General features: G+C 35.9%; 14 protein-coding genes, 4 pseudogenes and 1 riboswitch. Of the genes and pseudogenes, 12 read left to right on the top strand and 6 right to left on the bottom strand.

What is annotated here, in order from left to right; translation table 11 throughout:
* Positions 1 to 26 precede the first annotated feature (26 nt).
* The 3 genes and pseudogenes from K332_RS0107095 to K332_RS24785 form a co-directional block, all read right to left on the bottom strand.
* The gene (locus K332_RS0107095) at positions 27 to 2,273 is read right to left on the bottom strand and encodes an ATP-binding cassette domain-containing protein (protein WP_026906825.1); all 2,247 of its coding nucleotides are present in this window, start codon (positions 2,271 to 2,273) and stop codon (positions 27 to 29) included.
* Between the two features lie 140 nt (positions 2,274 to 2,413).
* Complete coding sequence (locus K332_RS24380; RefSeq protein WP_026906826.1) at positions 2,414 to 2,821, bottom strand: SRPBCC family protein; 408 nt, start codon at positions 2,819 to 2,821, stop codon at positions 2,414 to 2,416.
* Positions 2,822 to 3,169 (bottom strand): annotated as a pseudogene (locus K332_RS24785) (ArsR/SmtB family transcription factor); the annotation flags it as partial. It lies immediately after the preceding gene.
* 254 nt (positions 3,170 to 3,423) lie between these two features.
* Between K332_RS24785 and K332_RS0107105 the strand changes: the two are divergent.
* The 7 genes and pseudogenes from K332_RS0107105 to K332_RS22100 form a co-directional block, all read left to right on the top strand.
* A complete protein-coding gene (locus K332_RS0107105; RefSeq protein WP_026906827.1) occupies positions 3,424 to 3,972 on the top strand; it encodes an NADPH-dependent FMN reductase in 549 nt (182 codons plus the stop codon).
* Positions 3,973 to 4,449: 477 nt separating this feature from the next.
* On the top strand, positions 4,450 to 4,833 hold the full coding sequence (locus K332_RS24390; RefSeq protein WP_026906828.1) for a hypothetical protein: 384 nt from the start codon (positions 4,450 to 4,452) through the stop codon (positions 4,831 to 4,833).
* A gap of 255 nt (positions 4,834 to 5,088) precedes the next feature.
* Entirely contained in the window at positions 5,089 to 5,559 is a 471-nt protein-coding gene (locus K332_RS22085) for a hypothetical protein (protein ID WP_051359376.1), read from the top strand.
* Between the two features lie 357 nt (positions 5,560 to 5,916).
* A pseudogene (locus tag K332_RS22090) lies at positions 5,917 to 6,450 on the top strand (HAD-IIIA family hydrolase).
* A gap of 225 nt (positions 6,451 to 6,675) precedes the next feature.
* Positions 6,676 to 7,224 (top strand): DUF7010 family protein, encoded by a 549-nt coding sequence (locus K332_RS0107135; protein WP_026906829.1) that lies wholly within the window; start codon positions 6,676 to 6,678, stop codon positions 7,222 to 7,224.
* A gap of 63 nt (positions 7,225 to 7,287) precedes the next feature.
* Positions 7,288 to 7,602 carry a hypothetical protein gene (locus K332_RS24395; RefSeq protein ID WP_245604639.1) on the top strand — a complete coding sequence of 105 codons (315 nt, stop codon included), beginning with the start codon at positions 7,288 to 7,290 and terminating at the stop codon, positions 7,600 to 7,602.
* Between the two features lie 229 nt (positions 7,603 to 7,831).
* A pseudogene (locus K332_RS22100) lies at positions 7,832 to 8,171 on the top strand (response regulator transcription factor); the annotation flags it as partial.
* A gap of 477 nt (positions 8,172 to 8,648) precedes the next feature.
* Here the strand turns inward: K332_RS22100 and K332_RS24845 are convergent.
* From K332_RS24845 to K332_RS0107155, 3 genes and pseudogenes are all read right to left on the bottom strand, one after another.
* Complete coding sequence (locus K332_RS24845; RefSeq protein ID WP_425414445.1) at positions 8,649 to 9,296, bottom strand: plasmid pRiA4b ORF-3 family protein; 648 nt, start codon at positions 9,294 to 9,296, stop codon at positions 8,649 to 8,651.
* 15 nt (positions 9,297 to 9,311) lie between these two features.
* Positions 9,312 to 9,722, bottom strand: a pseudogene (locus K332_RS24850) (DUF6933 domain-containing protein); the annotation flags it as partial.
* Positions 9,723 to 9,743: 21 nt separating this feature from the next.
* Positions 9,744 to 10,298, bottom strand: coding sequence for a hypothetical protein (locus K332_RS0107155; RefSeq protein WP_026906830.1), 555 nt, complete (start codon positions 10,296 to 10,298; stop codon positions 9,744 to 9,746).
* Positions 10,299 to 10,681: 383 nt separating this feature from the next.
* On the opposite strand from K332_RS0107155, the gene K332_RS0107160 reads away from it, so the two are divergent.
* The 5 genes from K332_RS0107160 to K332_RS0107190 all read left to right on the top strand — a co-directional run bounded on the left by K332_RS0107160 (position 10,682) and on the right by K332_RS0107190 (position 17,977).
* Positions 10,682 to 11,719 (top strand): multicopper oxidase domain-containing protein, encoded by a 1,038-nt coding sequence (locus K332_RS0107160; protein ID WP_026906831.1) that lies wholly within the window; start codon positions 10,682 to 10,684, stop codon positions 11,717 to 11,719.
* Between the two features lie 340 nt (positions 11,720 to 12,059).
* Positions 12,060 to 12,161, top strand: a riboswitch (purine riboswitch).
* Between the two features lie 418 nt (positions 12,162 to 12,579).
* Complete coding sequence (locus K332_RS0107170) at positions 12,580 to 13,689, top strand: BMP family lipoprotein (protein WP_026906832.1); 1,110 nt, start codon at positions 12,580 to 12,582, stop codon at positions 13,687 to 13,689.
* Positions 13,690 to 13,897: 208 nt separating this feature from the next.
* On the top strand, positions 13,898 to 14,812 hold the full coding sequence (locus K332_RS0107180; protein WP_036688305.1) for a GNAT family N-acetyltransferase: 915 nt from the start codon (positions 13,898 to 13,900) through the stop codon (positions 14,810 to 14,812).
* Between the two features lie 190 nt (positions 14,813 to 15,002).
* The gene (locus K332_RS0107185) at positions 15,003 to 15,635 is read left to right on the top strand and encodes a TetR/AcrR family transcriptional regulator (RefSeq protein ID WP_026906834.1); all 633 of its coding nucleotides are present in this window, start codon (positions 15,003 to 15,005) and stop codon (positions 15,633 to 15,635) included.
* A gap of 35 nt (positions 15,636 to 15,670) precedes the next feature.
* Positions 15,671 to 17,977 carry an ABC transporter permease gene (locus K332_RS0107190; RefSeq protein ID WP_026906835.1) on the top strand — a complete coding sequence of 769 codons (2,307 nt, stop codon included), beginning with the start codon at positions 15,671 to 15,673 and terminating at the stop codon, positions 17,975 to 17,977.
* Positions 17,978 to 17,982 lie beyond the last annotated feature (5 nt).

Consider the following 17,982-nt stretch of genomic DNA (forward strand, 5'->3'; position numbering starts at 1 on the left):
CGGGAAGTGACAGGCACCTTTTAAACTTAAACCAAGTATTTCCCTGTAAGTGATTGTTCTACGTTTGATAGTTCCTTTGGTGTGCCTTCGAATATTACTTTTCCGCCGTTTGTTCCGCCCTCGGGTCCCATGTCGATTATCCAATCGGCGTTTCTGATGATGTCTAAGTTATGTTCGATAACGATGACCGTATTTCCGGTATCTACTAGGCGATTGATGATATTTAATAGATGAGTAATATCTGACATATGAAGTCCTGTTGTTGGCTCATCCATGACATAGATACTTCCTTTTTTATGCAATTCGGTTGCTAGTTTAATGCGCTGGCATTCCCCGCCGGACAATGTGCTGAGTGGTTGGCCTAATGTTAAGTAGTTTATTCCTACATCACTCATGGCTTGCAGTGTGTTGACGACTTTTTTAATATCAAAGAATGCTAATGCTTGTTCAATGGTCATTTCTAATACATCTGCGATTGATTTATCATTCAGTTTGTAGGCTAATACCTCTTCTTTGAACCGCTTGCCACCACATACTTCACACGGAGTTTTGACACTTTCCAAAAATGATAAATCAGTATAAACCACACCTAAACCATGGCAGTTCTCACAGGCACCACTTGAGTTAAAACTAAATAGTCCAGGTTTCACATTGTTTGCTTTGGCAAAAGCTTTCCGTATGTCATCCATAATTCCTGTGTAGGTCGCTGGATTTGAACGGGTAGATGTACCGACAGATTTTTGGTCAATCACGATTGCATCGGGATGCTGTTGTAAAAATACATCATTTATTAATGTGCTTTTGCCAGAACCAGCAACACCAGTAATTACCGTTAATACACCTGTAGGAATATCAACACTGACATTTTTTAAGTTATGTAATGTGGCGTTTACTACGGATAGGTTACCGGTTTCTTGACGAAAACGATCTTTAATTGGCATGTAGTATTTCATATGGTTACCAGTTAATGTACCAGACTCAAGAAGGCCAGCAAAGCTTCCTTCGTACAAAATTGTGCCGCCTTTATCACCTGCATATGGACCTACATCAATAATATGATCAGCTACTTGAATGACATCGGGATCATGTTCAACCACAATAACGGTATTTCCTTTATCACGAAGCTTTTTCAGCAATTCATTTAGGCGGTATACATCCCTTGGGTGTAAACCTACACTCGGCTCGTCAAAAATATAAACAACATCCACAAGACTTCCACTTAAGTGTTTAACCATCTTAACACGCTGGGATTCTCCACCAGATAAGGTATCTGTTTCCCTATCTAGGCTGAGATATTCAAGACCAATATCCACTAGGTGCTGTAATCTCTCGGTTATGGCTTTTACCATCGGTGCGGCTACGGGGTCTTTTATTTCCATAATGGTATGGATGAGTTGCGTTACTTCCATAGAAGCCATTTCAGCAATATTGTAGTTATTGATTTTACAGCTAAGTGCCTGTTGACTGAGACGAGCACCATAGCAACTTGGACAAGGACCTTCTGTGATAAATGGTGCAACTGCTTTTTGTGTTCTCTCGGACTTTGTCTTCAAATCTTGTTTAATGTATTTATTCGTAAATTTCTCAAGGATACCTTCAACCGTCATATTCACGGAATTCCCAGAAACTTGTACCTTCACTTTTCTTGCTTTGCTATAAAGGAGTTCATCAAGTTCCTCCTTTGAATAATCACGTAGTTTTTTGTCAAAGTCAAAGGCACCGGTTTCTGCTAGCAAATTCATTTCCCAATTGCCCACTTTATATTCTGGTAGCATGATAGACCCTTCGTTTAATGATTTGGACATGTCGATTGCTTTGTCCATATCAATCTGTAATTTACGACCAATTCCATTACACTCGGGGCACATACCTTGTGGATCATTAAATGAGAACATATAGGACTCACCAATATAAGGTGCGCCTATCCGGGAAAAGAGAAGACGAAGTAATGGGGAGATGTCTGTAATGGTTCCTAAGGTTGAGTGAGACCCACCCCCTAAACGTTTTTGGTCAACTATAATTGCCATGCTAAGATTTTCGATTGAATCTGCATCAGGTTGCGGAATACGTGGTAGAAAGTTTCGAACGAACATGCTGAAGTTTTCATTCAATAGGCGCTGCGATTCAGCCGCGATGGTATCGAACACGATGGACGATTTACCAGAACCTGAAACACCAGTAAAAATAGTGATTTTCCGTTTCGGTATTTGCAAAGATACATTTTTTAGATTGTTTTCCCGAGCACCACGAATTTCTATAAATTCCTGTATCATGGTATACCCCTCCCTTAATCTTCATTAAATTTTTTAAATCTGGTTAAGCAACACAAATGGTGCGTTTCAACTAGAACTATATGTATCAACTTCTCACTAGAAGATAGGGGAGAGTTGATTTGTAATTCATACCATTGTGTCTACAAAACATTTTTGAGTTGTTCACCAAATTGCGTCCAACTATATTTTGCACCTTCAATTGCCCCAGGTTGAGCTTTTGTCGCTTCACTAAATCCGGTTTGTTCAAAATGAAGATGTGTCGTTCCGTCAGAACCTTCTTTCAAAGTCCAGGTAATCGTTGTGGTCTCACCTGCACTCGCCCAGGTGTAAGAAAGTTTATTTGGCTCATCTATTTCGAGCACTTCACCATTAACAATTCCATCCCACCATTCATTAGGCTCAGAGCGGAATTGAAATGTATGACCAACAACAGGTTTAAAATCATTCTCCCAAATCCATTTTGCTAGAGTTTCTGATTCTGTTAATGCCTTCCATACTTGATCAATTGAACTTGTGTATTGAAAATCTAATGATACATCAGCCGTCATTTTTTGTTCCTCCAATAGTTGATTTAATTTATTCAATTTTTCTTTCCAAAAACTTTCGTAAAAAGAAAGCCAATCTTTTATTTCCTTTAATGGTACGGCGTTTAACTGGTATCTTGTTTCCCTTCCTACTTTTCTACTAGTTACCAGTCCTGCTTCTTTAAGTATTGCCAAATGTTTAGAAACAGCAGTCCGGCCCATTTCGAAAGGTGCTAATAACTCATGAAGTGGTAGTTCTTGTACATCTGCAAGCATTCGTAATAGCCTGCGACGAGTCGGGTCAGCAATTGCTCCGTATACATCTCTGACCGGTTTGGTTTTATCCAATATCACTCTCTCCTTAATTGGCATGATAGAATTGGACACCAAATAGTGTCGTTTATATAGTATAGAATACAACACTATTTGGTGTCCTGTCAAATTATATTTTAGGCATTAAATGCTCGATATATTCATTCAACATTTGCTTTCCCGAATTAAGCATACTCGGTACAAACATCTGTTGATCCGTACAAGTGTCAATAAGACTAAATGGTTGATTAATTACTAATCGTAACTTACTATAGATATATAAGTAAAATTCAAAAAGAAAAGGATGATTACATATGCCAAAAGTTGGTATTGTTGTTGGAAGTATTAGAAAGAATTCATTTTCGGAGCAGCTTGGAAAGAATATTGTAGAATTATTACCTGAAGGCTACGAAGCAGAATTTATTGAAATTGGAAATCTACCTTTATATAATCAGGATTCTGATGAAGATATTCCTGCAGTTTACACGACATTCCGTGAAACAGTGAAGGCACTCGATGCTGTTGTATTCGTAACTCCAGAACACAATCGTTCTGTACCGGCAGCGCTAAAGAATGCACTTGATGTTGGATCTCGTCCATACGGTTCTAACGTATGGAATGGCAAACCAGCACTTATTGTCAGTCATTCTCCAAGTAACCTAAGTGGATTTGGTGCAAACCATCACTTGCGTCAAGTATTAGCATTCTTGAACATGCCAGTAGTACAACAACCAGAAGTTTACATTGCGAATGTTCATGAATTATTAGGTGAAGATGGCAAAATTACTAATCAAGATACAGTTGGTTTCTTACAATCTGCTGTAGATGCTTTAGTTGGATTAGTTACAAAATACGAAGCGTAATAAAAATGATACAGAAACACAAGGACGGACGTATGGCTTCATGAGTATGAAACCATACGTCCATTCCTTAATTTTACACAAATGTTTTTCTATTATCTTCAAACTCCCCTCAAAATATAATCCTTTTTAACCCTTCTATAAATCATGAGAGAAAATTTTTGTAATTTTTGTTACAATTAAATTATCAAACTTTTTCCATCGATAAGTCTGTTAAATAGTTTTCAATGGCAGCTTATAAATGGATAATTTTAAAATAATGAGAAATTTAATGTTGGTGCAGGTGCCATCGTTTCAAATAGTGAGGATCTGTATAAATGGTATACCTGTTTGCGGGACCGAAAACTTCTGTCTAAGAAAGGGTATACCAGGTTTTTTAAATCGAACAAAAATAATTACTGCTATGGATTAGAGCATCATCATGTCTACGGTACAGACAAGTATTCCCATGGAGGAGACCACCTCGGGATTAGTACCTATATGCAGAATTTTTTTGATGAAGATCTTTGTATTATTATTCTTTCAAATAATGAATCTATTAATCAGTATAGATTGGGCAATGCAATTTCAGATATTCTCCATCATATTGATGTAGAGGATCCAGTAAACTATAAAGAGATTCCACTCGATATAAGTACGATTAAAAGGTGTTGTGGAACATACTTGGAAGATAAGATTGAAGTAGAATTCCTGAATGGCAAGTTATACTTTACTAGATTCTCTGGAAATCTTCATATTGAAATCTATCCGGTAGAAGAGGGGGAATTTGTTCGTAGATATTTTGACCAGATTCAGCCTTATCGTATTGTAGAGAATGAAAAAGGTGAAATGTCGTTTTTCGGGTTTGTAAGGAAAGACTCATAAACTTGTTAAATAAAACAAATATTAAAGGGCAAATAATTAGCTAAATAGACTTGTAAACAACATTGATTTCGTCATAGTAATTGACGGAACCTTTTATTGTACTATTAGTTTAAAACCTTCTAATTCATAATCTAAAAATAGTAAATCCTGGTGTAAGATAAAAATAGATTGAGAAGAAATGTGGTAGGTTAGTTGAATAAGAAATCACAATAGTAATGAGCATTTACTTTAAAATAAGATTAAACGGGGGTTTATATGCGAAAAGTTTATCTAGATAGATCAGAATTAACTGGAGCAGCCATAAATGTAGAATTAGAAGATACTGAAGTTATAATAGCAGGAACAACAATTTTTCCTATGAGTGCTCATGATAAAAATGAAGAGTATCAAAAATATGCTAGCGATTATGATATACAATTTATCTTTGATGATGATATTCCACATTTAGAATTTTTTACGGTTCCACATGTAGATATTATGGCAAATGATAGTAAGGGTGGATTTATCGGAACTGTTTATCAACAGAGTGATTTGGAAAGTGACGCACGACCAATTTGTTATATCAATAGGGATTTAGAGTGCTTGATAATTTCTGAAAACTTAAATGATTTTCTGAGTAATGTAGGAACATGGCAAGACGACTTGAAACCCTATGATAAAATTACCATTTATCGTTCGAAAGCAGAAGCAGGAACTAAACTAGAATTTATCAATTTGTCCGTCTGATAGTCCTCCATTATTATAAATTAATATTTAACTAATGGGTAGCGCTACTTCAAGAAGGATTAACGCTTTTTTTGTCGAATTATTTACTAACTGTATGGTTAGTGAAAAAAATTTGTATTATAGCGAGGGGATATGCAAATGATTCGGAATGCAACATTATCAGACCTCGAATTTTTAATATATATTAAGCTAAAGGGGGCAATAGTTGAACATGGCGGTCTTCAAACTGAATTGCCCTTTTTATATGTTTAATAATACTTTTTGAATATTATGATATCTCGGAGTTGTAGGGTTAATATAGTAGCTGAACATCTTAGTTGAAGAAGATGAGATAATAAAAGGGGGAATACCATACCAATGAATATTGAAGCAGTTTTTGTTGACCGTGATGGAACTATTGGTGGTACAGGACACTTTATCCATCCGAAAGATTTCTCTCCATATTCTTTCAGTAGAGCTGCATTACAAATTTTAAAGGATAATAATATTAAAACTTTTGCCTGTACTAATCAACATAGAATTAGTAGAGGTGAAGCTACTCTCGATGATTTTTACAAGGAATTTCAATCATATGAATTTGATGATGCCTTTATTTGTCCTCATAGCTTGGATGATGACTGCAATTGTCATAAGCCAAAACCTGGAATGCTTTTTGAAGCATCCAAAAAATATAAATAAGATTTAACAAAAACTGTATTTATTGGTGACGTTGGTTCAACTGATATGTTGGCAGCTCATTCTGTTGGAGCAATGAAGATTTTAGTGCTTACAGGATGGGGGTATAGTTCGCTTAATCAATACAGGGATAAATGGGCAGAAATTGAACCAGATTATGTTGCTGAAAACCTTTTAGACGCTGCTAATTGGGTCATAAGTAAAGGTAAAGAATAACTTTTTATTGCAATAAAGGGTTCAATAGTGAAGCAAGGCGGTCGTCAATTGATAGTCTTTTTTAAAAATCAAAGATTCAATTATGGCTTGGGAATATTATGTTTAAGAGGTGGTAAAACCAATGATTGGAGTGTTCGTAAACCGTGATGGAACAATTGGTGGGGAAGTGCGGAGTTGTGTGACTAGTGGACAGGATTTTTAAAATAAATGGGAGGGTGAAAAGTTTTGGAGGTAAACAAAGTCAGAGATGAGCTATCAGTCAGGGGGAAAAACGGGGTAGGTTTTTTATTTTCAGGTATTGTAATTTGGTCGATAATTACAATAGTATTTTTACAGTCAATAGAAATGCAACAGAAAAACATCTATATGTTAGTTTCAGCAGGTTTAATGTTCCCATTATCCGTTGGAATTTCTACTTTAATAAAGGCTGATTGGAAACTTGAAAATAATCCATTTGGTAATCTAGGCTTATATTTAAATTTGGCTCAGATTATCTATTTTCCTATACTATTTTGGGGAATTATAAAAAGTCCAAATGATGCTATCATTTTTTTTGCGATTATAACAGGAGCTCACTTTTTTCCTTATGGTTGGTTTTATAATGCTAAAGCCTATTATGTAATGGCACCAGTGACTACAATCGTAGTTATGTTATTAGGGCTGTATCTTAATGGTGAAAATTTATGGTTGATACCATTTTCACTTACGATATTTTTACTCTTTTTAATTTGTTGGCTTCACCTAGATTATAAAAGGAAAATTAAAAGGGTTTAAAAATTCAACTAGTGGGTGAAAAATAATTTCATTTATGAATTACTAATGAAATCATAGATAGGAATGGGATGGTCGTTTGAGCAAAAACAAAATATATTAGGGCTTCAATTATTAACCATTACCGAGGATCCGTTTGCCATTATAAAAGTAAATGAGGGACCTTTTTTACTTATCTTAGTTCCTACTGAAGATGATACATTTGCACATTTTACAATTGATAATGTCCCAGCGTTTAGCATTGGTTTTACAAGCCCGAAATTATCTGAATTTCATACACACCTTATTGAAAATTCACGTTTTCGCAAGCTAATGCTAGTTGAAATCGTATTGAAAATGTTAGCAATCGAAATTAAGGATATAAGTGTAATGAATCCATAGATGAAGATGGACATAAGTAAAATCTTCATTTAAAACACAAACTTCTCTATTAGTAGAAATCGTCCTACTTTTCATCCCTTTTTTTCTTGTTATTTCAATTATCACGATACATAAACCTCTCTGGTAGTTACATTTGTCATAAATTTAATCCACCTTTTATCAATATATTTTGACGATATCCCACCCTTCCCATAATATAAAAGAATAACCAAATGTTAGGGTGAAGAGAATGAATATCTTATTAGTCGAAGATGACCGAACCATTGCATCAGGTTTAGAGTATTCCTTGAAGCAAGAAGACTTTGAAATCATCCTTTGTCATAATGCAACTTCTGCAACCGAAGTCATTCATCAAAAAATAAACGAAATTGATTTATGCCTATTTGACTTGAACTTACCAGATAGTAGTGGGTATGAGCTATGTGAGCTAGTGAAAAAAAACCATGATATTCCAGTATTCTTCTTAACGGCTTTTGACGACCGAAGTAAATGTTGTTATGGGGCTGGACATGGGCGCAGATGATTATATTACCAAACCTTTTCGAATCCGTGAACTTATTTCTAGTATTGATAGATTTTAAGTGATTAAAAATTCTGAATAATCAACAATACTCAGGTGGATAATGGTATAATTGGGACATGCAATAATCGTGATTTCCCAAGGGGGGTCGGCGCATTCTCGTCGTTGTAGTGTCATGCGATATGCTATAACGGAAGGGGGTGTTGCCCATGTCTTTATATGAGACTTTGGTTTTAATGATAGCCTTTGCAACACTTGTTGTGATAATCATAGACCAAAAAAAATAGACCTCCCTACGGATTGCAGCCTAGTGTGAGGTCTATTCCTTACCTGCGCTGACCCCTCTTAAAGGGGAAGCGATTCATTGCTGACCGAGGATATGACTGTATCTTCGGTCTTTATTATTTTATGTTCCATTTGTGTTTCTATGTTCATTATAACACGAAATGTTATTTGGTAAACGAAAAGATTGATTATTCCGATTTGGGAAGAGGAAACCATTATTTGATGGATTTCGAACAATCAACTACTTCAACCATCTATTAACCATCTCTATATCAAAATCCTTATAACCTTGCTGTTTACTCCAAGCTTTCATATACCCGTAATCTGGATGATTCTGGTCAGCCATAATTTCAAGAAAGACTTCATATCCACCTTCTCCACCTACATCCTCGGGTGGTGTATTTCCTTCTCCATCAACGCAGATAGGGTAATTCTTATCATAATCCTCAATCACGCGTTCTACCTGAATATCATGTATCCAACTATCACCAAAATCATAAATATAGGTTACGTTAGCTGGCATGTATTCGGAAAGCTTTACTGTATGGTCCATTTTTTTCAGGATATTACCGTCCCCATAGTTAAATGCCTCCTGATCACATACAAGATTAGCAATTGGTTTATACCCTTCCTCGTTAAATGCTGGATGGTTAGGATTAAGTGGAAGGTTAGATTTTTTATTATCAAAAATATAGAACTCATGTAGGTGATAATTCTCCCAACCAAATGCGGTCTGAATCACATCATGTAATTGACTGAAGGTGATATTTATCGGAACAATTAATTTCCGGTATATTTTCCTATTTTGAAGACGCAATGTTATTTTCATCTCTAGAGCAGTTGATTGGAACACCGGGATACCTATTAATTCCTCCAGGTCCTTATACATCACTTCATTAGGATGGAAGTAACTTTTATTTCCATCACCAACTAAATCCCGGCTAAGATGGAGGCTTAGGGTAGGTTGATAGATTGTGTCAGGGTCCAGTAATTCTCCAAGATAATACAATGTTTCACATGCTCTGTTCATCCTTGCCACTAATTTTCTATCAGACGTTTTCGTATAAGTAATCTCTTCGGCAGATTGAAGAAACTGATCGATTACTTCATTCTGTATACCCTCATGTTCGAATGCGTTCTGAATCGCTTGGACAACGATTTTATCTAGACTTTTAAATTCCTTTGCTTTTAATCCATGTAAAACAATCACGTATCGATTCTTATCGTTCACTAGTACCATTGTCTTTCTGCGATTTAAGATTCCTATGTTAGCATGCCAGGATGTGAGTGGATTCTCCTCCTCAACTATGTTTGGCTTTAATTTTAATAGAAAATTTCATATAAGATCGAAAAAGGAATCCTGTCCTATATGTTGAACATAGTCCATGGCAAGCTTCTGTAAATTTTCTGAGCTATCTAAATCTATCCAATCCTCAATACCGCCTAAAAAACAAAAACGTTCAACGGCAAAGATTCGGTTCTGTATATCAATTAGTGTAAAGCGCAGCATGGTCTCATAGTCTTTATATTTATCAAAGTTTACACCAGATGTAAATGGTGTAAGATTTTGTAATTCGTCTATTGGTGTCGATACGGTGTAAATATAGATATATTCCTTTTTGACATCTATTTTAAAATCCTTAATTGGGCAATGTTTTTCCATAGCTGTTTCAATGGTTTTGATTTCGTTATCATTAATCAATTGTTTAAGGATCTTTCGTAAATAAACTTTACCATTTGGATCTTCATAGATTTCATAACCCTCTGGAATTTCTCGGACGTCTGCTCCTGCACTCTTTTTAGCAAAGTGATAAGTAGTATTTCCCTTTTTAGTAAGCCGACTATGTAAATAATACATGTCACCACGAAAGTTCTTATACATTACAATCATTTTTTACACCACTTTCTAACTAATTTGAATAACATACTACAAGTATAACAAGTTGATAGTGCTTATTGCCAAATATACATAATGAGGAACAGCCCTAGTTCAACACCAAAAATCATCCGTTCACGAATATGTACGAATGTGACCAATATCAAAACGGAGATAAAACTTTCCCTTTTACTTGCTTAACCCCTTTAGTACCAACGATTTCAGCGGTTTCTGAAGTTTCAAATAAAACCCACCTACTGTGACATAGTCTTGTGAACCCAATCACATACAAAATCATCTTTATTTTATATAATGTACGTGTAGATAAAAGAAGAGCGCTCTTTCATCCACAATATACCGAATTATAAAAAAATACGGGAGTGAATGAATTGGGAAAAATGAAGAAGACAATGTTTGTTGGTGCAATTGGATTAGCATTGCTTTTAGCAGGTTGTGGTGATGATACTGCTACTACAGATGATTCAGAAAAATCGAATGACAAAGTAAGTGCGGAAGAAAGTAAAGCTACAGAAACAAAAGTTATTGGGGCACATGAAGATTTAAATCAGGAACCAATCCCTATTAAGTTTGAAAGGATTGGTGAACATGAAGTAAATATTGAAATGACTGCCCAAATTACAGATATAGAAATTGCTAAAGGTGAAATATATAAGGCTTGGACATTTAATGGGGAAGCACCTGGACCATTAGTTGTTGTAAATGAAGGGGATACAATGAATTTCACCCTAAAGAACTTGGATCCTGCTATTCCACACAGCATGGATTTCCACGCAGTTGAAACGTCTCCAACAAAGAACTTTATCGATATAGAGCCGAATGAAAGTGGAACTTTCACGTTCACAGCGAATAGACCTGGGGTGTTTATGTACCACTGTGCTACTGGTCCGGCACTATCTCATATCGCCAATGGAATGCATGGTGTCGTCATTGTTAAACCAAAAGACGGCTACCCAACGGATGACCAGGTTGACAAAGAATTCGCTTTAATTCAAAACGAATGGTATAACTACAATGATTTAGAAGATTTTACAGATGGTACTCCTAACCAAGTTGTATTCTCTACAAAAGCATTAAAAGAAGGAGATCGTAATACAAACGGAGATACTTTCACATTAAAGGATGAGCCTTTAGAGGCAAAAGTGGGAGAACGAATTCGTCTCTATGTTAACAACGTTGGACCGAACCAAGTAAGTTCCTTCCATGTTGTTGGTGCACAGTTCGATGTGACCTATTTAGATGGAAACCCAGAAAATGTTCTAAAAGGGATGCAGACCGTCCAATTGCCAGCTAGTGGAGGAGCGGTTGTTGAGTTTGAAGTATTTGAAGAGGGGGACTATACAATTGTAACCCACCAATTCAACCACGTTCAAAAAGGTGCAGCTGCGATTATTCGAGTAACAGCTGATGGTGAATAATAGAACAATATCAGAACTATAACTCTCTTAGGAAACAAGGGGCTATTACCCCTGTTTCCTTTTTTCTATGGATAGGACTATTGTTAAAATAGCGCCCAACAGCTCATAATAAGAATATGAAAATGCGAATATTTAATTATAAAATTTTATAAAAGTTCGGTTTTTGCTATAATGGGTATATCTGAAAAATATCAAAGAAAACAATGAAACGATAGCTTAAATAGCCAATTGTTCTACGTAAACTTAATGATATCAATGGTTTTCACGGAATTTTAAATAGAATGAATTTTAGTTCTTCATTCTGTTCTCTTGCAATATATCGCTTGGGTGGTATACTAAAGGCGAACTTAATCATCGTTTTCATATAATAGTGGGGATATGGCCTACAAGTATCTACCAGTTTACCGTAAATAAACTGACTATGGAAAGCAAGTACGGAATAACTTCTATTTTACTATCAGATATACAAGTTGATAGTAAAGAGTCAGACATCGATTTTCGCAGAAATTGACGACAAGTCGTGTTGTATTTATTAGATGTTTTCTGATTTCGAACTAACAAGGCTCGAAATACATGCTTTTTCATGGCATGTGTTTCGAGCTTTTTTCTGTAGGTAGATAGGAAAGTATAAACACTTTCCGCACGTATAGAAAAACTAACGCATTCGTTAAATAATGAGCGAATGTGAGTTTTTCTAAGTTTATATGAAAAAGTGAATACATCAAGAGGAGTAGGGGGAGTGTAATCGGCTTTTTGCGTTGAACAATAATGAGAAATGATAGTGCCTATTTTGAATTTTTTAGAAAAGATAAGAGAAAATATAATTATATGGTTTACGAAAGAATGAGGAGGAAAAAAATATGAAAAATCGTTTTGGATTACTGTTCGTTTTACTTCTTTCAATAGGGATGATTTTAGCAGCATGTGGTGGAGCAACAGATGAAGAGAATAAGGATAAAGGTAATAACGATTCCGCTTCTAAAAATGGAGAAGCTTCTGCAGACTATAAAGTTGCTATGGTTACAGATGAAGGTGGCGTAGATGATAAATCATTCAACCAATCAGCTTGGGAAGGTATCCAAGCATGGGGAGAAGCTATTGGCTTATCTAAAGGTGAAGGATTTGATTATGCACAGTCAAATGATAAAGCGGAATACATGCCGAATATAACTCGTTTTGTTCGTGATGAATATGATCTAATTTTTGGTGTTGGTTTTAAATTAAAAGAAGATCTTCAACTAGCTGCAGAACAATATCCAGATAATAATTTTGCTATTGTTGATGAAGTGGTTGATGCTCCGAATGCTACTAGTATTACGTTTAAAGAACATCAAGGTTCATTCCTTGTAGGAGTGGCAGCTGCTTTGAAAACTAAAACAAATAAAGTTGGGTTTGTTGGTGGAATTAAATCTCCTTTAATCACTAAATTTGAATCTGGATTTATTGCAGGTGTTAAATCTGTGAATGCTGACATTGAAGTGGACGTTCAATATGCGGAATCTTTCACAGATCCAGCAAGAGGTAAAATTATCGCAGCTAATATGTATGATAATGGTGTAGATGTGATTTATCATGCATCTGGTGGAACAGGAAATGGTGTATTTAACCAAGCAAAAGATATGAAGCAAAATGACCCTGACAGTGAAATCTGGGTAATCGGTGTAGACCGTGATCAGCACGAAGAAGGTCAAATTGGGGATCATAACATTACATTAACTTCCATGGTCAAACGTGTTGATGTTGCAGTACAAGATCTTATTAATCGAGGTATGGATGGAAAATTCCCTGCTGGAGAGGTACTAGAATATGGTATTGAAGAAAATGCTATATTAATCGCTAATACCAATGAAGAAGCAATGACAGAAGAGATTATTTCTACTGTGAAAGAATGGGAAGAAAAGGTCCTTAATGGTGAAGTGGAAGTACCACAAACTGAAGAAGAATTAGAGAAATACGTGGATTCATTATAGTAAGGGAGGGAAGGCTTATGTTAGCCTTCCCTTTTATTATTTTTCAGTTGAAGATGGAGAGACAGTTCCTCCAAAACGATGTGAAACAACTTTTTTAAAAAGTTATTGTAGCCTTTTATTGCATATGTCGGAATATTATGCAAAAATCAATGTAACTAAAATAGAATTAAGGAATGTAATGTTCTTTCTAGGGGGAAAACAATACAATATGCAATTTGAAATTAGAAATTTTAAAAAAGAGGATATGCCATTGTTAGGTGACTTCTACCAAGCAGTTACGAGAGATAGAAAGGTTGTGTTTTGGTGGGTTGGCCCGGAGCAGAATTGGGATAATGTGTTTTGTGCTTTTGAAAAAGGAAGAATGGTTGCTAAAGGCCAGGTAGAGATTATTAATAGTATTTCAGATGGACACCCGGAAGAGAGTAGACATAGTATTTATTTGAATTTAAAGACCTTGCCTGATAGGGAGTTAGATTTTGATTTACTGAACAGGCTGTATGAATCATTATATGGCCGTGCCTTAGAGCTGAAACAGCAACTTTCAGCTAATTACCGAACCAATCTTTGTGTAGGAAATTTCGGAACGGAAGTAAATAACAATCGCTACTTTTTAGAAGAGAAAGGTTTTCGTCAGTTAGAAACCTTGTATACAATGGAAAGAGATTTGCATCAACCAATCAATCCTGTTGTCTTACCTCATTCTAAGTTGAAATCAGACTTTTGGAAGATGGATAGTTTAGAAGAAGAAAAGCTTTATTTAGAGGCAGAGTGTGAAATATGGCCTGATTCTGCACTGGGACTTAAACGATTACGTGAATATAAAAGCAATTCTTCTTGGACGGCCATACCTGTATGGGAAAATGGTAGTATTGTTGCCTGTGCGCTTGTATGGCAAGAGGATGAAATTGGTGTTATCGAGGATGTATTTGTTAAGAAAGCATGGAGAAAACAAGGAATTGCAAAATTCCTTCTAACCACTGCTCTTATCTATCTAAAAGATGTTGGGCTAGATAAAGCACAATTGATGGTTGATACAGAGAATGAAAAAGCATTAAGTGTGTATCAGTCCGTTGGGTTTAATGTAGTGGAGGAAGAAAGAAGATTTTGTGTTGAATTAGTTTAATGGGTAATACATAATAACAATTTTTATACGGATCTTTTGCACCGATCGGTTTGGAAGTCAGAAGATCCGTTAATTTAATCTGTCTTTCAAAAAAATTTACAAAAATTTTACAATAAATCTGTAAATTAAATAAACTTATGTGTTATTCTATTATCGACAGACAGTCGGTCGGTGAGGAGGTGTAATGAATATGCGAGTTGTAAAAAAGCCGGAAGAACGAAGAAATGAAATACTTGATGCAGTGGATGAGCTTTTCAGTCAGAAAGGATTTGATGGTACTACTACAACAGATATTCTTGATAAGGTCGGTATTGCGAGAGGTACATTATACTATTACTTCAAGTCAAAAGAAGATCTGATGGATGCATTGATTGAACGGTATAGCAATCAGCTTCTAGGGGGTGCAAACCGAATTGCTGCAGACAAGGATATTCCAATAATTGAACGAATTGTTCGTGTTGTTCTATCACTGAATTTAAGTGGCGGAAGTAGCGAAGAAATTATGGATCATATTCATAAACCACAAAATGCGTTGATGCATCAGAAAATACAAAAGATGATTATTAATGAAGTGACTCCAATCATGGCGGAAATAATTCAAGAGGGAGTTGAACAAGGGGTGTTTCATACACCGTATCCTTACGAGTGTATGGAAATGCTAATCACGTATACGAATACTATTTTTGACGATAATTTGGTGGAAATGACAAATGAGGAGCGGATTAGACGGATGGAGGCATTTATTTTTAATACGGAAAGGATTCTTGGTGCAGAAAGCGGGAGTCTTATGGAAGTTATTCAGATATTTGGTAACGAGGAGTAAAAAGTAGATTTATTTTCTAAAAGCGGAGGTGAATTATGTATAACAGAATTATCCGTAATGATATGTTGAAGAGTAAGTTCATAACAGTTATTACAATGATATTTGTTGCTGCTGCCGCTATGCTCGTATCATTAGCGGCAATACTTGTAGTCAATCTTTCTGGGGCGTTAGATAACCTCATGACACAAGCTAAAACTCCTCATTTTATGCAGATGCATTCTGGGGAGATTGATCGAGAGAGACTAGTAGATTTTGCAGAAGAAAATCGTAATGTAGATGAATTTCAAGTGGTTGAATTTCTTAACATGGATGGTGCTCAAATCACTTTGGGAAATAATTCCCTTGCACATAGTGTTCAAGATCATGGCCTCAGTGTACAAAACAAAAAATTCGATTATCTACTTGATTTAAACGGTAGGATCATCAATGTATCTGATGGGGAAGTCTATGTTCCAGTGACGTATATGAAAGACAATACGACAAAGGTTGGTGACGTGGCAGTTATAAGTGGAAAGGAATTTATCGTAGCGGGATTTCTCCGTGATTCAACTATGAATTCCTCACTCTCCTCATCCAAGCGATTTCTAGTTAGTAACAATGATTATGCTGAATTACTGGGCCATGGGGAAATCGAGTATTTGATCGAGTTTAGATTAAAGGATTACTCTTTGATAGGAGAATTTGAAACAATGTATGCATCTGTTGGAATGGAAGCGAATGGGCCAACTGTAACCTATGCCCTATTCAAGACAATGAATGCTATTTCTGATGGGATGCTGATTGCAGTTATTCTTCTTGTAAGTGGTCTTGTTGTGGTAATAGCATTGATGAGCATACGCTTTACGCTTCTTGCAAAAATTGAAGATGATTATCGCGAAATTGGTGTGATGAAAGCAATAGGGTTGCGTCTTTCTGATATAAAGAAGATTTATCTTGCAAAATACGCTTTGATTGCTGCTATAGGGAGTATTCTTGGATTTATTCTCTCCATTATATTTAAAGGCGTACTACTTGAAAATATCCGACTGTTTATGGGGGAAAGTGAAAATTCGTCGTATGGTTTACTATTTGGGGTGCTTGGTATACTGCTTGTATTCCTTGTAATCATGACCTATGTCAGTAGCGTGTTGAAACGGTTTCGAAAAATATCTGTTGTGGAAGCTATACGATTTGGCACGTCTCAGGAGAAACGGGCTCATGTTAATCGGCTAACTCTTAGTAGAAGAAAACTATTAAGCACGAATGTTTTTCTAGGGGTGAAAGATGTTTTAGCAAGAAAAAAGCTGTATGTCACTAGTTTAGTAGTATTAGTAATCTCTGTATTTATCATTATTGTTCCACAGAACCTTTCTAACACGATTTCTTCTAAGAGCTTCATCCAATACATGGGGATTGGTCATTACGATTTACATATCCAATCTAATAATCCAGATCAAACGGATCAGATTGTAAACGTGATTGACAGTGACCATGATGTTTCAAAATATGTGGTGATGACAACAAAGACGTTTAAGGTAAAAATGAATAATGAATCAGAGGAAAATATAAAGATTGAACTGGGTGATCATTCCATATTTCCAATTGCGTATTCAGAGGGGCGTGCTCCTGCTAGTGAGGATGAACTTGCACTTTCAGATATAAACGCTAGTGAGATGGGTAAGAAGGTCGGTGACATGATTACGCTAGAGATAGGTGGAGATGAGGAAGATTTTACCGTAACTGGAATATACTCTGACGTTACAAATGGAGGCAAGACGGCAAAGGGTGTCTTCCATGATAATTCGACGAATAGTATATGGACGATAATCTCTGTTGAACTATCGGATAAATCACTAGTTAGCGGCAAAGCATCGATGTATGCAGATGAATTTGATTTCGCAAAGACATCAGATATTGACGAATATGTTTCACAAACTTTTGGTTCGACAATAAGCTCTATCAAGACGGCTTCTTATGTGTCCATTGCTATTGCACTAGTAATAACAATATTGGTGACATTATTATTCATGAAAATGCTAGTTGCAAAGGACAGGTATTCCATTGCGGTCATGAAGGCGCTCGGATTTACGAATATGGATATTAGGGTGCAGTATGTTTCGCGATCCGTCTTTGTGTTAATAATTGGGGTTATTGTTGGTACTCTTTTAGCAAATACGGTTGGAGAGATGCTTGCACGGTCGATCATTTCATCATTTGGTGCCTCGACATTTAATTTTACGGTCGACCCATTATCAGCTTATTTATTCAGTCCGCTTATGATGATAAGCGCAGTATTGATTGCTACAATAATTGGCACATCGAGTGTAGAAAAAATAAAAATATCCGAAAATATAAAGGAGTAGTCACT

The organism is Paucisalibacillus globulus DSM 18846, assembly GCF_000482485.1.
In the GTDB taxonomy this organism is placed as follows: Bacteria; Bacillota; Bacilli; order Bacillales; family Amphibacillaceae; genus Ornithinibacillus; species Ornithinibacillus globulus.

What these genes read in the sequence shown, in the direction of transcription:
- K332_RS0107095 (WP_026906825.1), bottom strand. Translation starts at nt 2,273, where the DNA reads ATGATACAGGAATTTATAGAAATTCGTGGTGCTCGGGAAAACAATCTA.
- K332_RS24380 (WP_026906826.1), bottom strand. Translation starts at nt 2,821, where the DNA reads ATGACGGCTGATGTATCATTAGATTTTCAATACACAAGTTCAATTGAT.
- K332_RS0107105 (WP_026906827.1), top strand. Translation starts at nt 3,424, where the DNA reads ATGCCAAAAGTTGGTATTGTTGTTGGAAGTATTAGAAAGAATTCATTT.
- K332_RS24390 (WP_026906828.1), top strand. Translation starts at nt 4,450, where the DNA reads ATGCAGAATTTTTTTGATGAAGATCTTTGTATTATTATTCTTTCAAAT.
- K332_RS22085 (WP_051359376.1), top strand. Translation starts at nt 5,089, where the DNA reads ATGCGAAAAGTTTATCTAGATAGATCAGAATTAACTGGAGCAGCCATA.
- K332_RS24395 (WP_245604639.1), top strand. Translation starts at nt 7,288, where the DNA reads ATGGGATGGTCGTTTGAGCAAAAACAAAATATATTAGGGCTTCAATTA.
- K332_RS24845 (WP_425414445.1), bottom strand. Translation starts at nt 9,296, where the DNA reads ATGTATAAGGACCTGGAGGAATTAATAGGTATCCCGGTGTTCCAATCA.
- K332_RS0107155 (WP_026906830.1), bottom strand. Translation starts at nt 10,298, where the DNA reads ATGATTGTAATGTATAAGAACTTTCGTGGTGACATGTATTATTTACAT.
- K332_RS0107160 (WP_026906831.1), top strand. Translation starts at nt 10,682, where the DNA reads ATGAAGAAGACAATGTTTGTTGGTGCAATTGGATTAGCATTGCTTTTA.
- K332_RS0107170 (WP_026906832.1), top strand. Translation starts at nt 12,580, where the DNA reads ATGAAAAATCGTTTTGGATTACTGTTCGTTTTACTTCTTTCAATAGGG.
- K332_RS0107180 (WP_036688305.1), top strand. Translation starts at nt 13,898, where the DNA reads ATGCAATTTGAAATTAGAAATTTTAAAAAAGAGGATATGCCATTGTTA.
- K332_RS0107185 (WP_026906834.1), top strand. Translation starts at nt 15,003, where the DNA reads ATGCGAGTTGTAAAAAAGCCGGAAGAACGAAGAAATGAAATACTTGAT.
- K332_RS0107190 (WP_026906835.1), top strand. Translation starts at nt 15,671, where the DNA reads ATGTATAACAGAATTATCCGTAATGATATGTTGAAGAGTAAGTTCATA.